At 67.1% G+C, this 25,318-nt stretch carries 28 protein-coding genes and 1 pseudogene; 10 read left to right on the top strand and 19 right to left on the bottom strand.

Going from position 1 to position 25,318, the window contains the following annotated elements:
* The 4 genes from SLQ31_RS04560 to SLQ31_RS04545 form a co-directional block, all read right to left on the bottom strand.
* Complete coding sequence (locus SLQ31_RS04560; RefSeq protein WP_319430051.1) at window positions 1-738, bottom strand: amino acid ABC transporter ATP-binding protein; 738 nt, start codon at window positions 736-738, stop codon at window positions 1-3.
* Window positions 735-1,598 (bottom strand): amino acid ABC transporter permease, encoded by an 864-nt coding sequence (locus SLQ31_RS04555; protein WP_319430050.1) that lies wholly within the window; start codon window positions 1,596-1,598, stop codon window positions 735-737. Before SLQ31_RS04555 ends, SLQ31_RS04560 begins: the two co-directional genes overlap by 4 nt.
* Complete coding sequence (locus SLQ31_RS04550; protein ID WP_319430048.1) at window positions 1,559-2,407, bottom strand: ABC transporter substrate-binding protein; 849 nt, start codon at window positions 2,405-2,407, stop codon at window positions 1,559-1,561. Before SLQ31_RS04550 ends, SLQ31_RS04555 begins: the two co-directional genes overlap by 40 nt.
* 312 nt (window positions 2,408-2,719) lie before the next feature.
* On the bottom strand, window positions 2,720-3,601 hold the full coding sequence (locus tag SLQ31_RS04545; protein WP_413641883.1) for an aminodeoxychorismate lyase: 882 nt from the start codon (window positions 3,599-3,601) through the stop codon (window positions 2,720-2,722).
* 47 nt (window positions 3,602-3,648) lie between these two features.
* Between SLQ31_RS04545 and SLQ31_RS04540 the strand changes: the two genes are divergently transcribed.
* Complete coding sequence (locus tag SLQ31_RS04540) at window positions 3,649-4,740, top strand: folate-binding protein YgfZ (RefSeq protein WP_319430045.1); 1,092 nt, start codon at window positions 3,649-3,651, stop codon at window positions 4,738-4,740.
* Window positions 4,741-4,877: 137 nt separating this feature from the next.
* Window positions 4,878-5,063 (top strand): DUF3073 domain-containing protein, encoded by a 186-nt coding sequence (locus SLQ31_RS04535; protein WP_319430043.1) that lies wholly within the window; start codon window positions 4,878-4,880, stop codon window positions 5,061-5,063.
* 34 nt (window positions 5,064-5,097) lie between these two features.
* Here the strand turns inward: SLQ31_RS04535 and purM are convergent, their stop codons facing one another.
* From purM to SLQ31_RS04520, 3 genes are read right to left on the bottom strand one after another with little or no spacing between them, the layout of a single operon-like run.
* Window positions 5,098-6,168 (bottom strand): phosphoribosylformylglycinamidine cyclo-ligase, encoded by a 1,071-nt coding sequence (gene purM / locus SLQ31_RS04530; protein ID WP_319430041.1) that lies wholly within the window; start codon window positions 6,166-6,168, stop codon window positions 5,098-5,100.
* Between the two features lie 47 nt (window positions 6,169-6,215).
* A complete protein-coding gene (locus SLQ31_RS04525; protein ID WP_319430039.1) occupies window positions 6,216-6,551 on the bottom strand; it encodes a DUF2461 family protein in 336 nt (111 codons plus the stop codon).
* Window positions 6,548-6,784: a DUF2461 family protein gene (locus SLQ31_RS04520; protein ID WP_319430037.1), complete on the bottom strand. Its 237-nt coding sequence runs from the start codon at window positions 6,782-6,784 to the stop codon at window positions 6,548-6,550. Before SLQ31_RS04520 ends, SLQ31_RS04525 begins: the two co-directional genes overlap by 4 nt.
* 98 nt (window positions 6,785-6,882) lie before the next feature.
* Here SLQ31_RS04520 and SLQ31_RS04515 point away from each other — a divergent pair, with 98 nt between their 5' ends.
* Together SLQ31_RS04515 and SLQ31_RS04510 are read left to right on the top strand one after the other, a co-directional pair.
* A complete protein-coding gene (locus SLQ31_RS04515) occupies window positions 6,883-7,314 on the top strand; it encodes a cupin domain-containing protein (RefSeq protein ID WP_319430035.1) in 432 nt (143 codons plus the stop codon).
* Between the two features lie 56 nt (window positions 7,315-7,370).
* Window positions 7,371-8,354 (top strand): annotated as a pseudogene (locus SLQ31_RS04510) (NAD(P)H-binding protein); the annotation flags it as partial.
* A 31-nt stretch (window positions 8,355-8,385) separates the two neighbouring features.
* Here SLQ31_RS04510 and purF read toward each other — a convergent pair.
* The 3 genes from purF to SLQ31_RS04495 form a co-directional block, all read right to left on the bottom strand.
* Window positions 8,386-9,915: an amidophosphoribosyltransferase gene (purF, locus tag SLQ31_RS04505; protein WP_413641510.1), complete on the bottom strand. Its 1,530-nt coding sequence runs from the start codon at window positions 9,913-9,915 to the stop codon at window positions 8,386-8,388.
* A 94-nt stretch (window positions 9,916-10,009) separates the two neighbouring features.
* Window positions 10,010-10,402, bottom strand: a complete 393-nt coding sequence (locus tag SLQ31_RS04500; RefSeq protein WP_319430033.1) for a sterol carrier family protein — start codon at window positions 10,400-10,402, stop codon at window positions 10,010-10,012.
* Window positions 10,403-10,436: 34 nt separating this feature from the next.
* Window positions 10,437-12,047: a glycosyltransferase family 39 protein gene (locus SLQ31_RS04495; protein ID WP_319430031.1), complete on the bottom strand. Its 1,611-nt coding sequence runs from the start codon at window positions 12,045-12,047 to the stop codon at window positions 10,437-10,439.
* Window positions 12,048-12,269: 222 nt separating this feature from the next.
* Here SLQ31_RS04495 and SLQ31_RS04490 point away from each other — a divergent pair, with 222 nt between their 5' ends.
* Window positions 12,270-12,692, top strand: a complete 423-nt coding sequence (locus SLQ31_RS04490) for a PPOX class F420-dependent oxidoreductase (protein ID WP_319430029.1) — start codon at window positions 12,270-12,272, stop codon at window positions 12,690-12,692.
* 154 nt (window positions 12,693-12,846) lie between these two features.
* Window positions 12,847-13,992 carry a hypothetical protein gene (locus tag SLQ31_RS04485; protein WP_319430027.1) on the top strand — a complete coding sequence of 382 codons (1,146 nt, stop codon included), beginning with the start codon at window positions 12,847-12,849 and terminating at the stop codon, window positions 13,990-13,992.
* Here SLQ31_RS04485 and SLQ31_RS04480 read toward each other — a convergent pair.
* The 6 genes from SLQ31_RS04480 to SLQ31_RS04455 all read right to left on the bottom strand — a co-directional run bounded on the left by SLQ31_RS04480 (window position 13,978) and on the right by SLQ31_RS04455 (window position 20,762).
* A complete protein-coding gene (locus tag SLQ31_RS04480) occupies window positions 13,978-14,397 on the bottom strand; it encodes a tail fiber domain-containing protein (RefSeq protein ID WP_319430025.1) in 420 nt (139 codons plus the stop codon). The genes SLQ31_RS04485 and SLQ31_RS04480 overlap by 15 nt on opposite strands.
* Before the next feature lie 91 nt (window positions 14,398-14,488).
* On the bottom strand, window positions 14,489-14,632 hold the full coding sequence (locus SLQ31_RS04475; protein ID WP_319430023.1) for a hypothetical protein: 144 nt from the start codon (window positions 14,630-14,632) through the stop codon (window positions 14,489-14,491).
* Between the two features lie 145 nt (window positions 14,633-14,777).
* The gene (locus tag SLQ31_RS04470; RefSeq protein ID WP_319430021.1) at window positions 14,778-15,323 is read right to left on the bottom strand and encodes a CPBP family intramembrane glutamic endopeptidase; all 546 of its coding nucleotides are present in this window, start codon (window positions 15,321-15,323) and stop codon (window positions 14,778-14,780) included.
* Window positions 15,320-17,104, bottom strand: a complete 1,785-nt coding sequence (locus tag SLQ31_RS04465; protein ID WP_319430020.1) for an alpha/beta hydrolase — start codon at window positions 17,102-17,104, stop codon at window positions 15,320-15,322. Before SLQ31_RS04465 ends, SLQ31_RS04470 begins: the two co-directional genes overlap by 4 nt.
* Complete coding sequence (gene purL, locus SLQ31_RS04460; protein WP_319430018.1) at window positions 17,101-19,398, bottom strand: phosphoribosylformylglycinamidine synthase subunit PurL; 2,298 nt, start codon at window positions 19,396-19,398, stop codon at window positions 17,101-17,103. The genes SLQ31_RS04465 and purL overlap by 4 nt, the downstream gene beginning before the upstream one ends.
* Window positions 19,399-19,475: 77 nt before the next feature.
* Entirely contained in the window at window positions 19,476-20,762 is a 1,287-nt protein-coding gene (locus tag SLQ31_RS04455) for a M18 family aminopeptidase (RefSeq protein WP_319430016.1), read from the bottom strand.
* 42 nt (window positions 20,763-20,804) lie between these two features.
* Between SLQ31_RS04455 and SLQ31_RS04450 the strand changes: the two genes are divergently transcribed.
* A complete protein-coding gene (locus SLQ31_RS04450) occupies window positions 20,805-21,827 on the top strand; it encodes a Dyp-type peroxidase (protein ID WP_319430014.1) in 1,023 nt (340 codons plus the stop codon).
* The gene (locus tag SLQ31_RS04445; protein ID WP_319430013.1) at window positions 21,827-22,624 is read left to right on the top strand and encodes a family 1 encapsulin nanocompartment shell protein; all 798 of its coding nucleotides are present in this window, start codon (window positions 21,827-21,829) and stop codon (window positions 22,622-22,624) included. The genes SLQ31_RS04450 and SLQ31_RS04445 overlap by 1 nt, the downstream gene beginning before the upstream one ends.
* Here the strand turns inward: SLQ31_RS04445 and purQ are convergent.
* From purQ to SLQ31_RS04430, 3 genes are read right to left on the bottom strand one after another with little or no spacing between them, the layout of a single operon-like run.
* Complete coding sequence (gene purQ, locus SLQ31_RS04440) at window positions 22,621-23,298, bottom strand: phosphoribosylformylglycinamidine synthase subunit PurQ (RefSeq protein WP_319430011.1); 678 nt, start codon at window positions 23,296-23,298, stop codon at window positions 22,621-22,623. The two genes, SLQ31_RS04445 and purQ, sit on opposite strands and share 4 nt — an antisense overlap.
* The gene (purS, locus tag SLQ31_RS04435) at window positions 23,295-23,534 is read right to left on the bottom strand and encodes a phosphoribosylformylglycinamidine synthase subunit PurS (protein WP_319430009.1); all 240 of its coding nucleotides are present in this window, start codon (window positions 23,532-23,534) and stop codon (window positions 23,295-23,297) included. Before purS ends, purQ begins: the two co-directional genes overlap by 4 nt.
* A gap of 51 nt (window positions 23,535-23,585) precedes the next feature.
* On the bottom strand, window positions 23,586-24,299 hold the full coding sequence (locus tag SLQ31_RS04430) for an ATPase (protein WP_319430007.1): 714 nt from the start codon (window positions 24,297-24,299) through the stop codon (window positions 23,586-23,588).
* Between SLQ31_RS04430 and SLQ31_RS04425 the strand changes: the two genes are divergently transcribed.
* Both SLQ31_RS04425 and SLQ31_RS04420 read left to right on the top strand, forming a co-directional pair.
* On the top strand, window positions 24,276-24,914 hold the full coding sequence (locus SLQ31_RS04425) for an MBL fold metallo-hydrolase (RefSeq protein ID WP_319430005.1): 639 nt from the start codon (window positions 24,276-24,278) through the stop codon (window positions 24,912-24,914). The two genes, SLQ31_RS04430 and SLQ31_RS04425, sit on opposite strands and share 24 nt — an antisense overlap.
* 33 nt (window positions 24,915-24,947) lie before the next feature.
* The gene (locus tag SLQ31_RS04420) at window positions 24,948-25,289 is read left to right on the top strand and encodes a hypothetical protein (protein WP_319430004.1); all 342 of its coding nucleotides are present in this window, start codon (window positions 24,948-24,950) and stop codon (window positions 25,287-25,289) included.
* Window positions 25,290-25,318: the final 29 nt, after the last annotated feature.

The following is a 25,318-nucleotide window of genomic DNA, read 5'->3' as shown; positions in this document are numbered from 1 at the left end:
TCAGCCGCCCGTAACCCGGCGCAGGAAGTGCTGGGTCCGTTCGTGCGCAGGGGCGGTCAAAACCTGTTCAGCAGGGCCTGATTCGATGATCCGGCCGCCGTCGAGGAAGCACACCGTGTCGGCGACCTGGCGGGCGAAGCCCATTTCGTGGGTGGCCATGACGATGGTCCGCCCGGCGGCGGCCAGTTCGCCGACCAGCTCGAGTACTTCGCCGACGAGCTCGGGATCCAGCGCGCTGGTGATCTCGTCGAGCAACAGCAGCCGAGGCTCGTAGGCCAGGGCCCGCGCGATCGCCACCCGCTGCTGCTGGCCGCCGGACAGCTTGTCGGGATAGGCGTCAGCCTTGTCGGCCAATCCGACCCGGGCCAGCAGTTCGCGGCCGCGCTCGTCGGCCTCCCGGCGGTCGCGACGGTGCACCACCCGCGGCGCCAGCGTGACGTTGTGCAGCACGCTCATGTGCGGGAACAGGTTGAACGACTGGAACACCATGCCCATCGCCCGACGCGCGGCGTCGGCGTCCACCCGCGGATCGCTGATATCGCGGCCGTCGAGGAAGATCTGCCCGTCGTCGATGTCCTCGAGTAAGTCCACACAGCGCAGCAACGTCGACTTGCCCGAGCCGGACGCCCCGATGAGCACCACCACCTGGTGTTCGGCGACATCGAGATCGACACCGTCGAGAACCGTGCGCTCGCTATAGCTTTTGGCAAGACCGCGCACCGACAGGACCGCGCTCATAGCGCGCCCTGGCGGGTTGCGGCCCGCCGCGACGCCCAGTCGGCCAACCGCGCCGACGGCACCGCCAGCGCCACGAACAACAGACCGGCCACCACGTAGGGGGTGAAGTTGTAGCTACTGGCCACCTGGATCTGGGCAGCACGCACCGCGTCGACGGCTCCCAGCACCGAGATCAGCCCGCAATCCTTTTGCAGCGCAACGAAATCGTTGAGTAGGGCTGGGGTGACCCGGCGCGCCGCCTGCGGCAACACGACCAGCCGCATGGTCCGCTGGTAGTTCAGGCCGAGTGATTTCGCCGCCGCCAGTTGCGACGGGTGCACCGACTCGATGCCGGCACGGAACACCTCGGCGACGTACGCCGAATACACCAGCACCAGCGCCAAGCCGCCGAGCAGCACCGGGTTGTTCGGGACGCCCGACAGCCGCAGTCCCGGCAGGCCGAACCCGACGAGGTACAGGCAGATGATCAGCGGCAGGCCGCGAAACAGATCGACATAGCTGGTGGCCATGGCGCGGACCGGAAACCAGACCGGGCCGCGCAGGGTGCGCAGGGTGGCCAGCGTCAGTCCGAACACCAGGATCAGCACCTGGCACACCACCAGCACCCGCACGTTCAGCCAGAGGCCGTCGAGCACCGCAGGCACGCTGTGCCAGCCGATCCGCAAATTGAAGAATGAGTCCCGTACCCGCGGCCAGCCCGGCGACGAGGTCGTGGCCACCACGGCCACCGCCGCGAACACCAGCGTCGACACCAGAGCGACGAACGTGGACCGCCGAGCCCGTGACCGCCGGTAGGCGAGGCGTTCGGCGGCCAGCGCGGTCACTTCAGGACCGGTGCGTCGCCGGCTTCGGCCAGCCACTGCTGCTGCAGTTTGGCCAGCGTGCCATCCGAGCGCAGGCCGTCGACCGCACCCGACACGCACGACGTCAACGCGCTGCCCTTGTCCAGGACGATGCCGAATTGTTCGGGTTTGGCTGTACCAGAAGGAAATTGGCCGACGATATCGCCGTCGGCCAGCTCGCTCTGGACCTGGAACGCGGTCGGCAGATCGAGCACCAGCGCATCGATCTGTCCATTGGTCAATGCCGCCTTGGCGTCGTCGTTGTTGTTGTAGACGTTGACGGGCCCCTTGGTACCCAGTGCCTTGGCGGCGTCGTAGCTGGTGGTACCGACCTGTGCACCGAGTCGCAGGTCCCGCAGGCCGGCCAGCGTGGTGACTTTCGCCGCAGGCGAGGACTTGATGGTCACGGCGGCCTGGGTGACGTCGTAATAGGGCGACGAGAAGTCGACGGCCTGCTTGCGTTCGTCGGTGATCGAGAACTCATTGAGGTTGGCGTCGAATGTCTTTGGCCCCGGTGCGATGGCCGCGTTGAACGGAACCCGCACCCACGCAACGTTCTTGCTGTCGTAGCCGAGTTTGTCGGCGACGGCGTAGGCCACCGCGGACTCGAAGCCCTTGCCGTTGGCCGGATTATCGTCGACGAACCACGGCGGGTAGGCCGGCTGATCGGTGCCGAAGGTCAGCACTGAAGACTTCAACGTGGCGAGCGCGCCCTTGTCACACGTGGCGCCTCCGGTCGCCGCCGGCTTCTGGTCGGACGGCGCACACCCCGCCAAACTCAGCACTGCCGCAGTAGCCGTCACGACCGCAATCAACCCATTACGCATGCGCGGCATCATCGCGCACCGCGGGCCATCGCGCCAGGAATGCGCTCAAGGCGGTTCATCCGGCCAGGTCTTGCAAAGAGGGCGGCCCCCGAGCCTTTTCCCTGGTTGGACAAACCAGGAGCTCGGGGGCCGGGTAGCTGCCGGGGATTCGCCAGCGCGCGCAGGGCGCAGGTGATTCCTGGCATACCTGGTGCTGCTAGCTGGCAGCCACCTCACATGTCCTAGAAGCTATCAATTTGGCGGACCACCTCCTCTCTTGTGTACGGCCGACCGTACTCGCGCACCCGGGGGTGTGCCAAGAGATTTTCGCGGTCAGCGATCGCAGAAGATCGCGGCGTCAACCAGCGCGGTGACCTCGGCGGCCAGCCGGGTGGGTGGCAATGGTCGACCGTCGAGGGTGTGCACCCTGGCCGCCAGCGTCATGCTGGATACCAGCCAAACCCCCTGAGCATCAAGCAAATCCGACGCCCGAAGCGCACGGAAGTCGCAGTCGTAGCCTTTGTCACGGGCAACCTGGAACAGTGCTTGCTGGGTGGTTCCGCGCAGGATCGGGTACCACGGCGGCGGCGTGAGAAAGCATGTGCCGCCTGTGCCGTCGTCGGCGGCGACCACCACTGTCGAGCGCGGGCCCTCGAGCAGATATCCGTCCGAGCTGACGAAGATGACGTCCCCGGCACCCTTTTCGGCGCCATGGCGCAGCGCGGCCATGTTGATGGCGTACGACAACGTCTTGGCGCCAGCCACCAACCAGGGCATGGCGTCCACCCCGGTGGCCGGCAGTCCACGATCGAGCAGCACCGCGGCGATTCCATCGCGGCGGGTGGCGACGACACGCTCCGGCACCGGGTTCACCGTCAAGTAGGCAGTCGGCGCCGTTCCGCTCTCCCGGCCGCGGCTGTAGACCAGCCGCAGGGCACCCTCGCCGGTGGTCGCTGAGGTCCACTGCCCGACCGCGATGCCGATGGCCCGCCGCCAGGCCGCCAGGTCCGGCTCGGGCAGGTTCATCATCTTGGCGGATTGGACCAACCGGTACAGGTGCGCTTCCACCAGGCAAGCGCGGCCGTCGCGGACCAGCAGCGTCTCGAATACACCGTCACCGCGTACCGCGGCCAGGTCATCGGCGAACAACAGCGGCTGACCCGGATCACGCACCTCGCCGTCGAGCGTGACGAGCACCGATGGGCGGGCAGGCATGCCAGGCATGAAGCCACAGCGTACTGGCAGCCCCGTAGAGTTGATGTGTGTCAGCCGTCCCCGCCCCTGACAGTTCCCCCGATGCCGGCACGGTCTGGCACTACGGCGACCCGTTAGGCGAGCAGCGTTCCGCCGCCTACGACGCCGTCGTGGTGGACCGGTCCAACCGAGCTGTGCTCGCGCTGACCGGAGCCGACCGGCGCAGCTGGCTGCATGCGATTTCCACGCAACACGTCAGCGAGCTGCCCGACGGCACGTCCACCGAGAACCTGAGCCTCGACGGGCAGGGCCGCGTCGAGGATCACTGGGTGCAGACCGAGCTGGACGGGGTCACCTATCTCGACACCGAACCGGCGCGCGGCGAGCCCCTGCTGGCCTACCTGCGCAAGATGGTGTTCTGGTCCGACGTCGCACCCGTAGCCGCCGACCTCGCCGTGCTTTCGCTGCTCGGCCCCCGCCTGGCCGAACCCGCCGTCCTCGCGGCCCTCGGCATCGACGAATTGCCGGCCGAGTCCACCGCAGTCCAGGTCGCCGGTGGCGGTTTCCTGCGCCGGGTGCCCACCGAACCGGGCCAGATCGAACTCGACCTGGTGGTGCCGCGCGCCAGCACCGCCGACTGGCTGGCCCGGCTGGAGGCCGCCGGAGTACGCCGCGCCGGGGTGTGGGCCTACGAGGCGCAGCGGGTGGCCGCACAGCGGCCTCGACTCGGCGTGGACACCGATGACCGGACCATCCCGCACGAGGCGGGCTGGATCGGCGCGCCCGGGCAAGGGGCTGTGCACCTCGACAAGGGCTGCTATCGCGGTCAGGAAACCGTGGCCCGCGTCCACAACTTGGGAAAGCCGCCCCGGATGCTGGTTCTGGTGCATCTCGACGGCTCCGGGGACCGTCCGGTCACCGGGGACCCGCTGCTGGCCGCTGGGCGTGTCGTCGGGCGCCTCGGCACCGTCGTCGATCACGTCGATCTCGGCCCGATCGCCCTGGCTCTGGTGAAGCGCGGAATCCCGGCCGATACGCCGCTGACCACGGGCGGCGAGCATCAGGTGGCCGCGGAAATCGACCCGGACTCACTGCCGCCGACTGACGCGGTGGGTGCCGGGAGACTGGCCGTCGAGCGGCTGCGCCGCGGCGCGGTGTGACGTTCACCCACGGGCGAACGGGCCTGCCAGCACATCGCACCGGGGCACGGTAAGGTGTTAGCAGGACAATAACCAACACACAGATCGGAGCCGCCTGCATCCCGGGCCGCTCCGTTATTGCGCGAGGGGGTTCCCCCATGGGCCGCGGCCGGGCAAAGGCAAAGCAGACCAAGGTTGCTCGAGAGCTGAAATACAGCTCTCCGCAGATCGATGTCGATCGGCTCCGTAAGGAGTTGGCCGGTTCGGGCGGGAGCGAACCCGAAAAGTCCGAGAACGGTTTCGTCGACGACTCGTGGACAGACGAGGACGATTGGCGGCCCTAGGCCGTTCCTCCTAAAAGCGGGGGCCGCCTCCCTCTTAAAAGCGTGGGTGCTGTCCCACGAGCTTGGCTCGTGGGCCGTCTTTGCCTTTGGTGACAGTGCCCAGCGTCCAGCAATTCAGATGGCGTGCAGTCAGGATCGCCAGCGCGCGGTCGGTGTCCTCCGGCGCGACGACGGCGACCATGCCGATGCCCATGTTGAACGTCTTCTCCATCTCGACGCGGTCGATCCGTCCGCGCTGCTGGATCATCGCGAATACCGGTGCAGGCGTCCAGGTTCCACGGTCGAGCTCGGCGACAAGGCCGGGCGGGACAACCCGCTCCATGTTGCCCGCCAGCCCGCCACCGGTGACGTGGCAGAAGGTGCGTACCTGCGTCTCGGCAGCCAGCGCCAGACAGTCCTTGGCATAGATGCGGGTGGGTTCGAGCAGTTCTTCACCCAGCGTGCGGCCGAACTCCTCGACGTGGCCGGCCAGATCCATCCGGTCGATTTCGAGCAGGACCTTGCGGGCCAGCGAATAGCCATTGGAGTGCAGGCCTGAGGAGCCCATCGCGATGATCACGTCACCGGGACGGACCCGCTCGGGCCCCAGCACGTCGTCGGCCTCGACGACGCCGATGCCGGTCGCGGAGATGTCGTAGTGGTCGGGTTCCATCAGCCCCGGGTGTTCTGCGGTCTCCCCGCCCAGCAGCGCGCAACCGGCCGCCACGCAGCCTTCGGCGATGCCGGCCACGATCGCGGCGACCCGTTCCGGGACGGTGCGCCCGACGGCGATGTAGTCCTGCAGGAACAGGGGCTCGGCGCCGCACACCACGAGGTCGTCGACGACCATCGCGACCAGGTCCAGGCCGACCGTGTCGTGCTTGTCCATCGCCTGAGCCACGGCCAGCTTGGTCCCGACACCGTCGGTCGACGCCGCCAGCAGCGGCTCCCGATAGCCGCCACGCAGCGCGAACAGCCCGGCGAACCCGCCAAGCCCGCCCCGCACCTCGGGCCTGGTGGCCCGCTTCGCCAGCGGCTTGAACAGCTCGACCGCGCGGTCACCGGCCTCGATATCCACCCCGGCCGATGCGTAGGAAATGTGGTTGTCTTCCTCGCGATCCGTCATCGCGCATAAGGCTACCGGTCCCCGACCGCAGCCGAAACGGGCCATCGTCAGCCGACGTTGCGGGCCAGCCACTCGCGCAGCGGCGCCCCGGCCCGCAGGGCCGTGACCACCCGATCTTTGGCCTTCGCAGTGCCCAGCCAGGCGCCGACGGGCCAGGTCCTCATCATCGCGATGCCCTTGTGCCGGAGCAGCTCGATGCGCGGGTGGTCCTTGGGATATCCCCTCGGCGCCGTCTTGAGCACCTCGTGGGCCATCGTGTCGTAGCCGCCGTCGTGCAGCACCGCCACGATCCCGGCCAGCTCGGCCCCGGACTTCTTGTCGTCGACGGCCGCACGATAGCGGGCCAGCGCGGCCGAGTCCGGCCCATTCGCGAAGAATTTCACGGCGCCAGGCCGCTGCCCACCGAGAGCCCGTCGGCCGAGAACGACACGTATCCGGAGCCGATCATCGCCGCGCAGTTGGTCTTGTACGGCAGTTTGTCGGCGCTGAACCGCACGTCGCGGTAGGGCCGGAACAGCTTGCCTGCCCCGAATTCCTCGGCCAGTTCGGCCAGCAACTCCTCCATCGGCGCCTTCACCTGACGGTCGTAGACCGACCGGCGCTCGGTCCAGTACACCTTCGAGTTGTCGGCCTACAGGCCCTCGTAGAACTCGACGGCCTCGATCGGCCAGCCGCGAAATGCCATGGGGACATTGTGTGGCAACCTCTTCCCCCATGAAACCGTTCAGAGTGTCCATGGCAGCGTCGGTCGCACTGGGCGCGGTGATGTTGGTCCCCGGTTCAGCCGCGGCCACGCCCGGCGTCGGCGTCCAGGGCGTTGTCATGTCGCAGGCCACGCTCAACGGCAAGGACTACATCAGCCGCGAGATCACCATCGCCCCTGGCGGAACCACCGGGTGGCACTACCACCCCGGGCAGGTCTTCGGGGTGATCCGAGAAGGCACGCTGACGCACTACGAGGGCGACTGCTCAGTGGACGGCGTCTACAACGCGGGCGACGCCATCACCGAACGCAGCGGGACGGGCTACATCCACGAAGGTCGCAACGAAGGTTCCACACCGTTGGTGATGTGGGTGCTCTACATCGACCCGGCCGGCAGTCCGCTGGCCGTGGACATGCCCAATCCGGGTTGCCCTTTCGAATAAGGGGCAATCCCTCCGGTCATCGGCTACGAATCACCGATCCGATGAATGGAGGGCGTATGGCGGCGTTGCGAACTCGGTGCCTGGTGACCGGTGCCACCGGCTACGTCGGCAGCCGTCTGGTACCTCGGCTGCTGGACGACGGCTTTGAGGTGCGTGCGCTGGCGCGCACTCCCGACAAGCTGGCGGGCGTGCCCTGGCGCGACAAGATCGAGGTCGCCCGCGGTGATCTCGGTGACGCCGACTCGCTCACCGATGCCTTCACCGGCGTCGACGTCGTCTACTACTTGGTGCACTCCATGGGCACGTCCGCGGATTTCGCCGCCGAAGAGCGTCGCGCCGCGCAGAACGTCGTGACCGCCGCACGGCACGCCGGCGTCCGTCGCATCGTCTACCTCAGCGGCCTGCACCCTGAAAGTGCCGACCTGTCAACGCATCTCGCGTCGAGAACCACGGTGGGTGAGATCCTCATCGCCTCGGACATCGAAACGGTCGTGCTGCAGGCGGGTGTCGTGGTTGGCTCGGGCTCGGCTTCGTTCGAGATGATTCGTCACCTCACCAACCGGCTGCCGGTGATGACGACACCGAAATGGGTGCACAACAAGATCCAGCCGATCGCGATCAGCGACATGCTGCACTACCTGGCCGCCGCAGCAACCGCCGTGGTGCCGACATCGCGGACGTGGGACGTCGGCGGCCCGGACGTCCTGGAGTACGGCGACATGATGCAGATCTACGCCGAAGTCGCCGGGCTGGCCCGCAGGCGCATCCTGGTGCTGCCGGTGCTGACGCCGCGGATCGCCTCGCTCTGGGTGGGGTTGGTGACGCCCATTCCGTCCGGGCTGGCCCGACCGCTGGTCGAATCGCTGCACTGTGATGCGGTGATGGACAACCACGACATCGACACCATCATCGAGCCACCGGCAGCGGGGCTCACGCCCTACCGACGAGCGGTCTCAGCGGCATTGGCTCGCGTCGGGTTCAAACCCAGCTGGGACACCGGCGACGCCGCACAGCTGCCCAGCGATCCGGGTTGGGCCGGTCCCGCACGGTTGCCGCAGCGGTGAGCGGCGGTCAGGGCCTACTGAGCGCCGACACGTTGGCGTTGTCGCCTTGCACCGGCTGAATCGGAATGCCCGTGCGGGCTGCGGTGGCCAGCATGTGCTCGACGACGTTCTTACCCAGCGAGGCCTCGCCCGGCAGCTCGATCGGGTAGTTGCCGTCGAAGCAGGCGCAGCACAACCGGGTCGGCGGCTGTTCGGTCGCTGCGATCATGCCCTGCTGAGAGATGTAGACCAGCGAGTCGGCACCGATCGCGTGGCGCACCGCTTCGAGCATCTCGCCCTCGTCGTCCACCGCGTTGGCGATGAGTTCGGCGGGGGTGGCGAAGTCGATGCCATAGAAGCAGGGCCATTTCACCGGCGGTGAGGCGATGCGCACGTGCACTTCGACGGCGCCGGCTTCCCGCAGCATCCGGATCAGGGCGCGTTGGGTGTTGCCGCGAACGATCGAGTCGTCGACGACGACGAGCCGCTTGCCGCGGATCACGTCTTTGAGGGGGTTGAGCTTGAGGCGAATACCCAGTTGCCGAATGGTCTGCGACGGCTGGATGAACGTGCGCCCGACGTAGGCGTTCTTCATCAGGCCCTGGCCGAACGGGATACCGGATTCCTGGGCGTAGCCCACCGCGGCGGGGGTGCCGGATTCCGGCACTCCGATGACCAGGTCGGCCTCGACCGGCTTCTCCCGCGCCAGCCGGCGGCCGATGTCGACGCGGGTGGCGTGCACCGAGCGACCGACGAGCATGCTGTCGGGCCGGGCCAGGTAGACGTACTCGAAGATGCAGCCCTTGGGGGTTGGGTTGGCGAACCGGGTGGAGCGAACGCCGTCGGCATCGATCGCCAGCAGTTCACCGGGCTCGATGTCGCGGACGAAGGACGCGCCGACGATATCGAGCGCGGCCGTCTCGGAGGCCACCACCCAGCCGCGGTCCAGCCTGCCCAGCGACAACGGCCGCACGCCGTGTGGGTCGCGGGCGGCGTACAGCGTGGTCTCGTCCATGAAGGTCAGGCAGAACGCGCCGCGCACAGTGGGCAGCAGCGCGAGGGCGGCCTGTTCGATGCTGGAGTCCGCCGAGCCGTGGGCCAGCAGTGCACCGAGGATGTCGGAGTCGGTCGTTGCCGCACCCGGCATGTGCGGGTTGATCAGCCCGGCCTCGCGCGCCCGCGCCGCCAAATCGGTGGTGTTGACCAGATTTCCGTTGTGACCCAACGCGAGTCCGGTGCCCGCCGCGGTGTTGCGGAAAACCGGCTGGGCGTTCTCCCAGGTGGTCGAGCCGGTCGTCGAGTAGCGGCAGTGCCCGATGGCGACGTGGCCTTCCATCGCGGCCAGTGTCTGCTCGTCGAATACCTGGCTGACCAAGCCCAGATCCTTGAACACCAGCACCTGCGAACCGTCGCCGACGGCGATACCGGCCGCCTCCTGGCCCCTGTGTTGCAGGGCATAGAGGCCGTAATAAGTGAGTTTCGCAACATCTTCGCCCGGAGCCCAGACTCCGAAGACGCCGCATTCTTCCGCAGGTGGGTTTTCGACTTCTTCGGTCACGATATGGGCTGCTCCCTGGCTGGGGATCGGTGACGTAACTCAGTTTACGGGCATCGGAGGCAAACGCGGAATTGAACGCCGAGTGTCGGGCCGACTACTTGCCGATTGTCACAAGGGGAAGCCACGCCGCGATCTCGCCGGCCCGCGAGCCGGACAGCCTCAGCGCCCCGCGATTGGCCGCCTCGTCGACGTCGAGCAGGCCCGTCACCAGCCGAAGCCACGTCCGCGGATCGGTCTCGACCACGTTGGGTGGAGTGCCGCGGGTATGTCGGGGTCCGGAGATGCATTGGACCGCAACAAAAGGTGGGATGCGCACCTCCACGCTGGCGCCCGGCGCCAGCCCGGCCAGGGTGCGGGCGGTGAGCCGAACCGCCACCGCGATCGCGGCGCGGTCAGGCGCGGCCGCGTCCTCGTCGGACAGCCAGGGACCCAGGGCATGCACAGCAGCCACAGTGGCCTCAGGGTCGGCATCGCGGCGGGCGGGCATGGTTCGAGTATCCCGTGGCCGCGTCGGGGCGAACCTAACGCATCAACTTGGTGAGCTGGGTTGACCTGAGTTGCCAGTCTTCGACGACCCGGAACCCTAAACCGCTCGTCACCTGAAATGACTCTGTCGTTCCCAACAGAGGGCCTGGGGAAAGTGCCGGCCCTTGTTGGTGGGAAGGCACTGTCGAGTCCCGATCAGAGATAACCCACACAGCCGGGCACGCGGCGAGCTTGGCGGCCACTTGCGATGGCTTTTTGGACCAGTTGAAGATGTTATCTGAGACGAGGACGCCTGGGTCTGTCAAGCGTTCATAAACTTCAGGCCGGGCAACGACCATGCTCCGCAACGGCGGCCACCGCTTCTTGTCGGTGTCTTCGATTAAAAAGCAATCACCTGGTGTGGCGCTATTGTCGATGATCTGGGCGACCTGGCCGTAGTCCTGGTTATTCCTGATGAACGGTATCGCACGCTGTGCCAAGTACACGGGCGTGACAGCGATGACGAACACCGCTAGGACGCCCCCGATCCGAACCCACGACCGTGCCACCACCGTGATGCACGTGCCCAGAAGCAAAGCGAAGGCGGGAGCCGTGAATGACATATAGCGCGGTATGTAGGCGGGACTGACCACCGTCAACAACAGCAGGAACAGGGTTGGCGCCACGATCCACGTCACCACTATCGCCAACGGCGCATTCAAATGGCGTCCGCCCGAACGAAAGCCGAGCACGAGGGCGACCAAGACAATGATGGCCGCCACCAAAGCCACCAACGCAGAATTGCCTACATACCATCCAAAATCCGTTCCGAAATACTGATCGAGAAGGACATGTCGGACGGTATGCCAAGTGAATCTGGGAATCCACCTCCCGGGGAACATCAATTTGACAGCGAAAAGAAACGGCACCATCGCGAAGACGGACGCTGCCGCCGCTGCGGTCCAATTGCGGAAGGCACGAGAATTGTTGGCGTAGCTCCGCACGACCACTGCATGAGCGGGGATGATCAGGATCAGGTGAATACTGGTCAGGATTGCAAGTATCAAACACAGGCTATAAACCACCCACCACCACGGACGCCCCCGTCGGGCGGCAGCCACACAGAACACCGTCAGCCATACTGCGACTGCCATCGTGAGGGCATAGACACGGCCATCTATGCCAGAGAAGGTCACGCGGGGAAGGACGGCGAATACCAGTCCGGCGGTGAACGCCGTTTTGGGGGTGGAGATTTGCTTTCCGAGTACAACTACACCGGCCGCAGCGATCGCCACCCCAAGTGCGCTGGGAAGTCGCGTTGAAAACTCGCTTACCGGGATCGCGGAGTGCCAGATGTGTATCAACGAGTAATAGACAGCCTGTTGCAGATCGATGTGGCCGAACATCCTCCACATCTCGGGCACCGTTCGAGTGGAGCCGGAAATCGTCGCGAGTTCGTCGCCCGAGAACCAGATGCGATTGGAGCCCACTGAGCTGAGTACCAACGCCAGCAGCGCTACTACGAGTACACCCCAAGAGCCACTCAAGCGGCTCCGCGAATGAGGAGCAACCGAAACATCTCCTTGTTGCTGAGCCTCGACAGCGACCTGTTCCTCCATGACCGGGTCGGCGGGTGCCGCTTCTTCATTTGCGTCGAGGTCACTCACTGGCTCTGACTCAAGCATTACCTGCGCCTCCCCCGAGGGACCCACCCCCGGGAAAGGAGATCCGTGTCACGGACTTTCTTTCATGTGAAGGCAAATGCTACGTGGCATAGGCAAATACCACGGACCTAAGTTTTAAATTCACCCCAGCAGCAACCCGCCTGCGTCGGTGACGTATGCGTCAGCTGTTGACGTCAACCGAACTTGAGGTCCTACCGTGGGTTGATGTCCTTCAAACCGCACGAAATCGATTACCTGAAGTCGGCGGATCTCGGCAGGCTGGCGACCATCCAGCCGGACGGCACACTACAGAACAGCCCGGTCGGCTTCACCTACAACGAGGCGCTCGGCACCATCGACGTCGTCGGCTACAACATGTCGAAGAGCCGCAAGTTCCGCAATCTCGCCACCAACAACACCGTCGCATTCGTCGTCGACGACATCGCGTCGCGCAGCCCGTGGCGGGTGCGCTGTCTAGAGGTCCGCGGCACCGCCGAGCAGGCCGAGGCCGCCAACGGCGACGGCATGGATGCGGCCATCATCCGGATCACCCCCAAGCGCATCATCAGCTTCGGTATCGACGACACCGAGACCGAACCGCATGAGCTGGTGCCCGACAGCCGCGACGTGCCCACGACGGCGGACTAGCCACTCCAACATGTCCAGGGAAAACCCGGTATCCGAGTGACCGGCTCGTTCTTACGCTCGACATGGCGGCAATAACGCGCCGCCTGCGTCGGGGGGAGCCGAGAAGTGCCGGAGTCGAACGCGAGCTTTGCCCACGTCGCGACGCGTAACGGCCATGGTTAGGCTCGACCCGCACGCCGCGTGGCGCCTGAGCAAGCGCGGGCTGCTATTGGCGGGCAGCAACGGCGATACCGTGCTTTTGGAACACCCACGCGCTGGCCAACTCCCCGCCATGCTGGCCGACGACCCCGATCCAGGGCAGCTCCAACAACGGCTGGGGCCGCCGATGCAGCCTGGCCTCGTGGGCGACCTCATCGCGCAAGGCATCCTGACTGATATTCCGGCGGATGCAGGTGCACCCCGCCCCGCGGGGACGCCATCAGGTTGGGCGATAACACGATCGGGACTGATGATCGGCGGCGTTCAACGCCCGGCCCGCTGGCTGGATCGCCGCCTACTGCCGCTGGTGCTCCACCCGGTCGGCCGGTTCGCCACCGGGTTGATCGTCGTCGGCGGACTGGTGGCACTGCTGGCCGGAAGGCCCGACTTGCCCGCGGCTAGTGACACGCCCCTCGTCGAAGCCCTGGCGATGATCGTGTTGGGGTTAGCGGCGACCGCGTGCCACGAACTCGGCCATGCTGTCGCGTTGGTGCACTACGACCGGGTGCCACGCCGCGCCGGCTTCGGATTCTATTGGGGCGCAGTATCGTTCTTCGTCGATTCCACTGCAGCCCTGACCCTGCCCCGGCGCGCCCGTGTCGTCCAGGCTCTGGCCGGTTTGATGGTGGACACGGTCACAACAGCATTATTCGCGATCGCCGCCCAGCTAGCCTCCAGCACTCTATGGGCAATTGTGTTCTGGCGCTTGGCAATTCTGTCGATTGTGGACATGATGATCAATCTTGCGCCGGTCCTGCAGGTCGACGGTCACTGGGCGCTGGCCGACTGGCTCGACGAACCTGACTTGGCGATCAGAGCCCGTGCTGCACTGGGTGCAGCGTTGCGCCGGCGGCCACATCCCGGACAAAGGTGGCTCGCGACATACGGCGCAGTCAGCCTGGTGGCGGGGGTGGGACTGCTCGCTGTGATGGTCACCGTGTTCTGGGCCAACGCAGGGGCCTTGGTGGTGAACCTGTTCTCCGGCGGAGCGGCCGAGATCGCGATCGGTGTCTACTACGTCGCACCGGTAACGCTGGGAATCCTTTTCAGCCTCGCGGGGCTGCTGATGGAGACTGCCGTTCCGGTGTCAAGGCACCAGTGAACTGCTCTGGGTCGACAGCCGGCCGAGCTCATCTTCGAGTTCACCTACCCGACGGGCCAGTGCTTGCAACGCGGCCATCACCACACCGTTGGCGTCGACGAGGTTGATCCGCCGATCGTTGTCGCCGAGCCCGAAGGCGGCTGCGAAGTCTTGGGCCATCGGCCCGAGATGCCGCACGGAGTCATGGTCGTAGCCGTACGTCCATACGCTGATCGGCAGTTGCATCAGCCGATCGAGAATGTCCGCGGCGCTGACGGGAACCTCAACATCGGCGGCAAGCCCGCGCTGTCGTCGGATCTTGCGCGCGATCCACGCCTGCGGATGGCGGATCAAGGCGTGCGCCTTGGCGCGGCCGCGAGTCGGGATGGGCGCCCAGTTCGCCGGCACTGTGCGGGTTTCGGTCATTGCTGCGACCCTTTCGGTATTTCTAGGTGGCGGAGGGTGTGCGGTGTGCCGCGCATCTCATTGGGGTTGGGCAGCACACCGCACACTGCGTTCAGATCAGCGGCACCACCGCGTGCTTGATCGACGCGTCGCTGCGCGTCGAGAACGCGCGGCTAAGCCGGCGCACATCGTGCTTGATCGACGCATCGCTGCGCATCGAGAACGCGCGGCTCAGACGACTCAGGATCCTGATCATGGAATCACCCCCTTCGCAGGCTCGAGGACTACCCCCTGTGGGCGGAGCCGAGCATTCCGCGACGGTCCCCCCAGATCGAACCTAGAAGGGCGTGACTGGTCGGCGATACAGGGATTTCCCTGCAAAATCGCGGGACGACAGGCGATTAACGCTGGACGACCAGCGCCGCCACTGCGGCCGACTCGTTGAACGCCGCATGCGCGAGCACCGGAGCCAGCAGGCTCCCCGACCGCTTGGCCAACCAACCGAACACCCAGCCGGCCATGGCCGTCACCACCACGGTGCCGAAAACCGGATCGCCGACCCTCCTTGCATCCGGGATGTGCCAAAGCCCGAAGGCGGCGGCCTGCACCAGCGGGCCGACGGTCGGCCCGATCGCTCGCACGGCGAGAGTCTGCAGCACGCCCCGAAAGAGCATCTCTTCCGTCCAGGCCGTGGCGATCGGAATCTCCAGCACCAGCCAACGGACCGGATCCGCGGGGATGCGGCGGGCCTCCATCCCGGCACGTACCCGGGGCACCGCGGTCAATGCCACGACGGTTGTGGCCACCAACCCGACGGCCACAGCGCCGGTCCGCAATCCCGTCCACAGCTGCGGCGGCCGCAGGCCCAAGGGCGCACCGACGGCAGCCGCGAACGCGGTACTGGCGATCGCACGCCCGGCCGGCGTGCCGGAATCCTTGGTAATCACTGGAATTCGGGGCCGCCGGCGGCGATGAGCTTCGCAAGCGCGCCGCGGATCCGTTCGGTGTCCTTGGGAGTCCAGCCGTCGGGAGCGGCGACCGCGACCCACCCGTCGAGCTGACTGTCGCCGTAGTTGTGGCCATGCCCGATCGGTGATGCCTGTGCGCTGGTGACGTTTCCGGCCATATCCGCGCTGACTTGCCAGAACGTGATGATCGGATACCAGCGCATGGCAGCGCTGCGGTCGAAGCCCGGCGGTTCCTTCAACCAGTCCGGCCGGTCGAAGAGCAGGTCGGGTGTCCACCACACGACCGGATCCGACGGGTGTTGCAGGTACAGCACCCGGGTGCCTTTCCACGGCGGAGACGCTGCGACACCGGCGATTTCGGCCGGGCTGGCCGCCTGGGCGAACCGCACGGTCCGACCGGCGTCGTACCAGGGCTGCACTTCCGGGGTGCCCGGGTCACGCCGGACGGTCAGTGCCTTCCACAGTGTGCTGGCATTGGGTGGTCCCACCCAGAGCACCGAGGAGAACCCCTTGTCCACCACAGCGGGCAGATAACCGAACGCGCCCTGGCCGGCCATCGAGCCCAGGCTCTCGCCATAGAGCATCAGCTTGGGCCGGCTGGCTTCGGGCCATTGCAGCCACCGTTGGTGGATGGCATCGATCATCGCGTTGCCTGCCTCGACCGACTTCCGCTGGTCGGCCAAAAACGAGATCCAGCTCGGCAGATACGAGTACTGCATGGCCACCAGCGCGGTGTCGCCGTTGTACATCGACTCGATCGCGCGCGCGGCGACAGGGTCGACCCAGCCCGTGCCGGTGGTGGGGATGATCACCAGCGCTTTGCGTTCAAACGCCTTGGTGCGCTGCAGTTCCGAGAGCAGGACGGCTACCTGACCCTCAAGGGTGTCGGCGGTGTCCAGGCCGGCGTAGATCCGGATGGGTTCCTTGGCGGGCCGGCCGTTGAGTTCGGTGAGCTCGGGGGCGTGCGGACCGGTGGCCACAAAGTTACGGCCTTGAAACCCCAGGGTGTCCCATGGCGCGTATGACGCTGGGCTGCCTGATCTTTCGGGCTGGAAGGGCTGTGAGATGCCGGGTCTGGTGGTGTCGTTCACGGGCTGGAACATCGCGTTGGCACCGGCGATGAAGCCACGGTAGAGCACCCCGTTGACCAGGGTGATGACCAGCACCACGACGATCGCGGTGCCGATGAACATCGCCACTTCGTCGTTGAGGTTCCAGCGCCGGATCATCATGCGGGCCAGGAACTTGATGGCGTCCTTGATCACCCGCGCCAGGCCGACCAGCAGGCCGCCGGCGACCAGTGCGACGAGCAGCGTGCGCAGATACACCAGGGTGGAGAATCCCTCGATGCCCATCACGGCCGAGATCTGGCGCTGCCAGGCGGCGGCCGGCACCAGAATCAGCACGCTGGCGCCGATCGACAGCACGATGGTCGCGGTCTTCAGCCCGAGAAGGACCTTGGGCCCGGGTGGCCACCAGGACCGGTGGTCGAGGAACAGCCGGCGAAACACCCAGCCGGCCAACACACCGAGGCCGTAGCCGATCGCCGCGTTGATGCCGCCGATCGCACCCGCTAGCACCCAGTCGCGCGGCATCAACGACGGCGTGAGCGACAGACAGAAGAACAGCGCCCCGAACGCCACGCCGACGAAGTCCAGCCGGAGCAGGCTCCACGCCCACTCGATCAGCGACTCGCGGTGACGCCGGGGCGCGGGCGGGGCCTGCGCCTCACCGGTGACGTCGTCGACCGCGCTGGTCATCCGAAAAGCCCGGGCAGCACTTTCTCGCTGGTGGTGCGTAACTCGTCCAGCGTCACCGTGAACAAGCCTTGGACCTCAACGGAATCCGAACCCGGGTCGGACACCCCGATGCGGGTTGCCGGCAGTCCGCGGGCTTCGCACATCGCCGTGAATCGGGTCTCCTCGGTACGCGGTATGGCGACCAGGACGCGGCCCGCTGATTCCGAGAACAGCGCGACGAAGGGGTCGGCCTGTTCGGGAAGCACGATGCGGCAACCGGTTTCACCAGCAAGGGCCGCCTCAATCACCGCCTGGATGAGTCCGCCTTCGCTCAAGTCGTGCGCGGCCGACGCCAGCCCGTCGCGCGACGCCGCAGCCAGCACCTCAGACAGCAGCTTCTCGCGGGCCAGGTCGACCGTCGGAGGCACACCCCCGAGGTGGTCGGCGGTGACCTGCGCCCAGACCGAGCCGTCGAACTCGTCGCGGGTGTCACCGAGCAGGAACAGCGTCTCCCCCGGTTCGTTGCCCAGCCCGGTGGGCAGTCGTCGGCTGACGTCGTCGATGACGCCGAGCACCCCGACTACCGGGGTGGGCAGAATGGCCGTCGCGCCGGTCTGGTTGTAGAAGCTGACGTTGCCGCCGGTGACCGGAATCCCAAGGGCCGCACAGCCATCGGCCAGTCCGCGGACGGCCTGGGCGAACTGCCACATCACACCGGGGTCCTCGGGCGAGCCGAAGTTCAGGCAGTTGGTCACCGCGATCGGGGTGGCGCCGGTGACCGCGACGTTGCGGTAGGCCTCGGCCAGGGCCAGCTGCGCGCCGGTGTAGGGGTCGAGCTGCGTGTAGCGCCCGGAGGCATCGGTGGACACCGCGATACCGCGACCGGTGGCTTCGTCGATGCGCAGCACGCCGCCGTCGGCATGTTCGGCGAGTACGGTGTTGCCGCGCACGTAGCGGTCGTACTGCTCGGTGATGAAGGCCCGGCTGCAGAGATGCGGACTGCCAACCAGCGCAAGCAAAGTCGCACGCAGCTCGTCGCCGGTGGCCGGCCGCGGCAGGGCGTCCGAGGTGTCGGCGATCAGCGCGTCCTGCCAGTCCGGGCGGGCCACCGGTCGCTGGTAGACCGGGCCCTCGTGAGCGACGGTACGGGGCGGCACGTCGACGACGGTCTGGCCGTGCCAGGTGATCTGGAGCCGGTCGCCGTCGGTGACTTCACCGATCACCGTCGCGAGCACCTCCCACTTGCGGCAGACGGCCATGAACGCCTCGACGTTGTCCGGGGACACCACCGCGCACATGCGTTCCTGCGACTCGCTGGACAGGATCTCGGCGGGCGTCATGTTGGCCGCCCGCTGCGGCACCTTCTCCAGTTCGATGGACATCCCGCCGTCACCGGCTGATGCCAATTCTGAAGTGGCACAGGACAATCCTGCGCCGCCGAGGTCCTGGATACCGATCACCAGACCGGCGGCGTACAGCTCGAGACAGCACTCGATGAGCACCTTCTCCATGAACGGGTCGCCGACCTGCACGCTGGGGAGTTTCTTGCGGCCCGGCCCGGAGCCTTCGTCACCGCCGAAGGTGTCACTGGCCAGTACCGACACTCCGCCGATGCCGTCCAGACCGGTGCGCGCGCCGAACAGAATGATCTTGTTGCCGGTCCCGGAGGCGAACGCCAGGTGCAGGTCCTCCTTGCGCAGCACCCCCACGCACAGCGCGTTGACCAGAGGATTGCCCGCGTAGGACGGATCGAAGATGGTCTCGCCGCCGATGTTGGGCAGGCCGAGCGAGTTGCCGTATCCGCCGATTCCGCGGACCACACCGTCGAGCACCCGGCGGGTGTCGGGGGCGTCGGCCGCCCCGAAGCGCAGCTGGTCCATGACCGCCACCGGCCGCGCGCCCATCGCCATGATGTCGCGGACGATGCCGCCGACACCGGTGGCCGCGCCCTGATAGGGCTCGACATAGGACGGGTGGTTGTGCGACTCCACCTTGAACGTCACTGCCCAGCCGTCGCCGATGTCAACGACGCCCGCGTTCTCGCCGATACCGGCCAGCATCGCCGTCCGCATCTCGTCGGTGGTGGTTTCGCCGAAGTAGCGCAGGTGCACCTTGGACGATTTGTAGGAGCAGTGCTCACTCCACATCACCGAGTACATCGCCAGCTCGGCGTCGGTGGGCCTGCGGCCGAGAATGTCCCGGATCCGCTGATATTCGTCGTCTTTGAGGCCGAGTTCGCGATACGGCTGCGGGTGCTCGGGGGTGGTCGTCGCGTGGTCGACGGTGTCGACAGCTCCAGTGAGCCCAGATGTCACGGGAACAGTCTAGTGGCGCGGCTCCGCGCCCCGGCGATTCTGTTCGCCAAGGGGCGAACTTCGGTCCAACAACGCCGCTAGGCCGGTGACAGAAATGCCTGTAGCGCAGCCGCATACGCACCGACGTCGGCCGCGCCCATCAGCTCGCGGGCGGAGTGCATGGCCAGCTGGGCCGCGCCGACGTCCACGGTGGGGATGCCGGTCCGCGCCGAGGTCATCGGCCCGATGGTCGAGCCGCACGGCAGATCGGCGCGGTGCTCGTAACGCTGTAGCGGCACGCCGGCCTGCCTGCAGGCCAGTTCGAAGGCGGCCGCGGTACGGCTGTCGGTGGCGTAGCGCAGGTTGGGCTGCACCTTGAGCACCGGACCACCGTTGACCGCGATCAGGTGTCCGGGTTCGTGCCGGTCGGGATAGTTGGGGTGGGTCGCGTGGGCCATGTCACCGGAGGCCACCATCGACGCCGTCAGCCGGCGCAGGAAGTCCTCGCGGTCGCCACCCGAGGCGAGCACGATGCGCTCCAGCGTCGTCAGCAGCAGATCGGACTGGGCGCCGTGGTCGGAGGTCGAGCCGACCTCTTCGTGGTCGAACAGGGCCAGCACCGGGAGTGCGCCGCGCGGTTCGGCGGCTAGAAATGCCTCCAGCCCGGCGTAGCAGGTGCCCTGGTTGTCCAGTCGGGGGGCGCTGACGAATTGATCGTCGACGCCGGTGAGCGTCGATGGGGTCAGGTCGTGGGTCATCAGATCGGCGGACAGCAGGTCGGCAGCGGGCACCCCGGCCCATTCGGCGGCGTAGTCGAGGAAGGACCGCGGCTGCTCCCCCAGACCCCACACCGCATTGACATGACGCTGCGGATCGAGCTTGACGGCGGCGCGGTCGTCGGCGAGGTGGATGGCCAGTTGCGGTACCCGCAGGATGGGCTCGTCGATGCGCACCAACCGGTGCGACACCCCACCGACGGCGTCGGGGTCGCGCACCGATAGCCGCCCGCTGATCCCGAGATCGCGATCCAGCCAGGAGTTCAGCCACGCCCCGCCGTACGGTTCCAGCGCGACGATCTGCCAGCCGGCCACCACCCGGTCCGGATGCTGTTTGACGCGCAGGTTGGGGCTGTCGGTGTGGCCGCCGATGATGCGAAACGGGCGGTTGGCGTCGTTGCCGGTAGTCGCAGGGTTGTTCCAGGCAACCAGCGAGCCGGCGCGCACCGTGAAGAACCGGCCGACGCGGTCGGGCCAGCGATCGGTCTCGGCCAGCTCGGTGTACCCGGCGGCCCGCAGGCGCTGCGCCACCGTCTGGCAGACGTGGAACGGCGACGGCGACGCGTCGATGAACTCGCACAACCCGTGCGCACTGGCACCTGTGGACATGTTCACCATCATCGCCGACGCCGTATTGGTTAGGGTCTAACGGTGCCTCCTCCACAGCCGCAACCGGTGCTGGCGCCCTTGACACCGGCGGCCATTTTTTTGGTGGCGACCATCGACGACGGCGGCGAAGCGGTGGTGCACGACGCCCTGGCCGACCTGTCGGGCTTGATTCGTGCGATCGGCTTTCGCGATCCGACCAAACACCTGTCGATGGTCACTTCGATCGGTTCGGCCGCGTGGGATCGGTTGTTCGCCGGGCCGCGTCCGGCGGACCTGCATCCGTTCGTGGAGCTGAGTGGCGCTCGTCACCACGCCCCGTCGACCCCGGGTGATCTGCTGTTCCACATCCGCGCCGAGGTGCTCGACGTCTGCTTCGAGCTGGGCGGCCGGGTGGCCAAGGCGATGAGTGGCGCGATCACGATCGTCGACGAGGTGCACGGCTTCAAGTTCTTCGACAACCGCGACCTGCTCGGCTTCGTCGACGGCACCGAGAACCCGGACGGCGCGCTAGCCCACAGCAGCACCGAGATCGGCGACGAGGACCCGGATTTCGCGGGCGGTTGCTACGTCCACGTGCAGAAGTACGTCCACGACATGACGTCGTGGGAGTCGCTGTCGGTGACCGAGCAGGAGAACGTCATCGGCCGCACCAAGCTCGAGGACATCGAAATGGCCGACGACGTGAAGCCGGCCAACTCCCACCTCGCGCTCAACGTGATCGAGGACGCCGACGGCAACGAGCTCAAGATCGTCCGGGCCAACATGCCCTTCGGGGAGATCGGCACGGGCGAATCCGGCACGTACTACATCGGCTACTCGCGCTCACCCGACGTGACCGAGAAGATGCTGGAGAACATGTTCATCGGCGACCCGCCCGGTAACACCGACCGCATCCTCGATTTCTCCACCGCGGTCACTGGGTCGCTGTTCTTCACCCCGGTTGTCGACTTTCTCGATGATCCCCCGCCCTTGCCGGACTTCGGCGAGATCGCGGCGGCACCCCCGACCACTGCCACCCCATCCGACGGCTCTTTGGCGATCGGCAGCCTGAAAGGACAGCCCTGATGAACAACCTGTACCGCGACCTCGCTCCCATCACCGAATCAGCCTGGGACGAAATCGAATTGGAGGCCACCCGGACGTTCAAGCGGCACATCGCCGGGCGGCGGGTCGTCGACGTCAGCGAGCCGGGCGGGCCGGTGACGGCCGCGATCAGCACCGGCCACCTGCTCGACGTGTCCGCACCAGGCGATGGTGTGGTGGCCCACCTCAGGGAGGCCAAGCCGCTGGTGCGGCTGCGGGTGCCGTTCACCGTGTCGCGCACCGCGATCGATGACGTGGAGCGCGGCGCGCAGGACTCCGACTGGGATCCGGTCAAGGAAGCCGCCAAGAAGCTGGCGTTCATCGAGGATCGCGCGATCTTCGAGGGGTACTCGGCGGCGTCGATCGACGGGATCCGCAGCTGCAGCTCCAACCCGGCGCTGGCGCTGCCCGAGGATGCCCGCGAATATCCCGACGTGTTCGCCCAAGCGCTCTCGGAGCTGCGGCTGGCCGGTGTCGACGGCCCCTACTCGGTGCTGCTGTCCGCCGATGCGTACACGAAGGTCAGCGAGACCACCGAGCACGGCTATCCGATCCGGGAGCACCTCAACCGGCTGGTGGATGGCGAGATCATCTGGGCGCCCGCCATCGACGGCGCGTTCCTGCTGAGCACCCGTGGCGGGGATTTCGATCTGCAGCTGGGCACCGATGTCGCGATCGGATACCTGAGCCACGACGCCGACACCGTGCAGCTGTACATGCAGGAGACGCTGACGTTCCTCTGCTACACCGCCGAGGCGTCGGTCGCGCTCACCGCCTAGCTCGCGGCAAGCACCGCATCCAGCGCCGAGAGGAACAGGCCGAGCCCGTCGTCGGACGGGCCGGTCAGCGCCTCGGTGGCGTGTTCGGGGTGCGGCATGAGCCCGACGACCCGGCCGTTGGCCGAGCTGACGCCCGCGATGCCGCGCATCGAGCCGTTGGGGTTGTCCGCGTAGCGGAACACCACCCGGCCCTCGCCCTCGAGTTCGTCGAGCACGGCGTCGCTGGCCACGTAGCGGCCCTCACCGGATTTCAGCGGCACCAGCAGCTCGGCACCCGACTCGTAGCGCGACGTCCACGCGCTGGTGATGGAGTCCACCGTCAGCCACACGTCGCGGCAGATGAAGTGCAGGCCGGCGTTGCGGGTCAGCGCACCCGGCAGCAGCCCGGCCTCGCACAGCACTTGGAATCCGTTGCAGATGCCCAGCACCGGCAGACCCGCGTTGGCCGCCGTGATGACCTCGCCCATGACGGGCGCGAACTTCGCGATCGCACCGCAGCGCAGGTAGTCGCCATAGGAGAAACCACCCGGGACGACGACGGCATCGACGCCTTTGAGGTCGGCGTCACCGTGCCAGAGGCTGACGGCTTCGGCGCCGGCCAGCCGCACCGCGCGGGCAGCGTCGACGTCGTCGAGCGTGCCGGGGAAGGTGATGACCCCGATCCGTGCGCTCACGACGGCTCCCTGGTGACGGACCAGTCCTCGATGACGGTGTTGGCCAGCAGCGACTCGGCGATCTCGGCGAGTTCGGCATCGCTGATCGAATCGTCGACTTCGAGTTCGAATCGCTTGCCCTGCCGGACATCTGACACGCCGGCATGTCCCAGCCGGCCCAGTGCGCCGACGATCGCCTGACCCTGCGGGTCGAGAATCTCGGCTTTGGGCATCACGTTGACCACTACACGGGCCACGGGCTCTCCTGCTGACGTCGGGGAAGTTGCGGTGGTAACTCTACCGGCGGCTCACGGGCACGACCCGATGTAGGCGGTGCACAGTGGCGCGCCGAGCGCATCGAGCACCGTCTCGTCGGCCGCCACCGGCCACGCCGTCTGCGGCGGCGCCGTCGACCACAGCGCCAGCTCGGTCACGGTGCTGTTGGCCGGGCTGGCCACCAGGTACTGGTGCAGGATCACCGGTCCGCTGACCACCGCGGCCATCCGGTCCGTCTGGTCGATGGTCAGCGAGGGTGAGGCCTGCGGATTGGTGCGCTGACAGGACCGCAGGGCGGCGACAGCGCGGTGAAAGACGTCGTCGGCGAGTTCCCCGCCACGCCAGGTCTCCCCGCGCCAGTGCATCACCGTCGCCTGCAGCTGCCACTGGCCCTCGGGGTTCACCACCGTCGCCCGTTCGGCGACGGCGTAGGCGCGCGGATCCTGGGCCACCGGCGGCGTGCCGCACAATTCCTCGAAACGGAACCGGGGTGCGGCGGCGGTCACCGCCACACCCGCCAGCCGCGGCCACGTATAGCGAGCGTTGAGTGGCATCGCCCACGGCGCGATCCAGGCCGCGTCCGGGATGCGGTCACAATTGGGCGGGCACAGATCGGGTTCGGCGGCAGCACGCGGCGCGACGGTGAGCCCGCAAGCCACCAGCACCACCGCGACGACCAATCGCACGTGTTCCCGCCTCCCCATGCGCGCACAATCGTAAACATGGAACTGACGCATTTCGGGCATTCATGCCTTCTCGCCGAGTTCGACGGTGCCACGTTGTTGTTCGACCCGGGAAACTTCTCCCGCGGTTTCGAGGGCGTGACCGGCCTGTCGGCGATCCTGATCACCCATCAACACCCCGACCACGCCGACCGGGAACGGCTGCCCGCACTGGTCGAGGCCAACCCGAACGCGGTGCTGTACGCCGACCCGGCGACCGCGGCCGAACTCGGTGAACCCTGGCGCGCGGTCCACGTCGGCGACGCGTTGAACGTCGCAGGGCTGACCATCCGCGGGGTCGGCGGCCGCCATGCCGTCATTCATCCGGAGATCCCGGTGATCGACAACATCTCGTACCTGGTCGGCGACGCCGACCACCCCGCCCGGCTGATGCACCCCGGCGACGCGTTGTTCGTGCCCGACGAGCCGGTGGACGTGCTGGCCACCCCGGCCGCCGCCCCGTGGATGCGGATCTCCGAGGCGGTCGACTATCTGCGGGCGGTGGCGCCGGCTCATGCGGTCCCGATTCATCAGGGCATAGTGGCTCCGGAGGCTCGGGGAATCTACTACGGTCGGCTCAGCGAGATGACCGACACCGACTTCCGAGTACTGCCGGAGGAGAGCTCGTTCCGATTCTGAGGTCGCAAGGCAGACAGGCGAATTGATCAACTGATGTTCGACAACTGGCGGGTGCGCCGACACGGGCAACGCGCTCAGGCGACCGTCGTGCACGCACAGCAGGCAGCCAAGATCGCGACCAACGACTACCGCAAGTACGAATTCGTCGTCGACGTTCACCCCGCCGGCGGGCAGCCTGTCCGCGTTGAGCTGACCGATACCTTCACCGTCGGAGGACTGAAACCCGCTGTGGGCGACATCGTGGCAGTGCGATGGCACGCTGCCTCGAAACGCGCCGTCTTCGACCTGGACGGCGACCCCCGCTACGACATCAAGGCGCTTCGCGCGCAGCAAGAAGCGCAGCGCCGGCACCTGCTCGACCAGCCGCCGGACTAGAGCCCCCGGACTAGAACTTTAAGGAGACA

Origin of the sequence: Mycobacterium sp. RTGN5, from assembly GCF_033804465.1 — a bacterium.
GTDB lineage: Bacteria > Actinomycetota > Actinomycetes > Mycobacteriales > Mycobacteriaceae > Mycobacterium.
The sequence above is the reverse complement of the archived record's forward strand: the minus strand, read 5'-3'. Positions and strand labels throughout refer to the sequence as shown.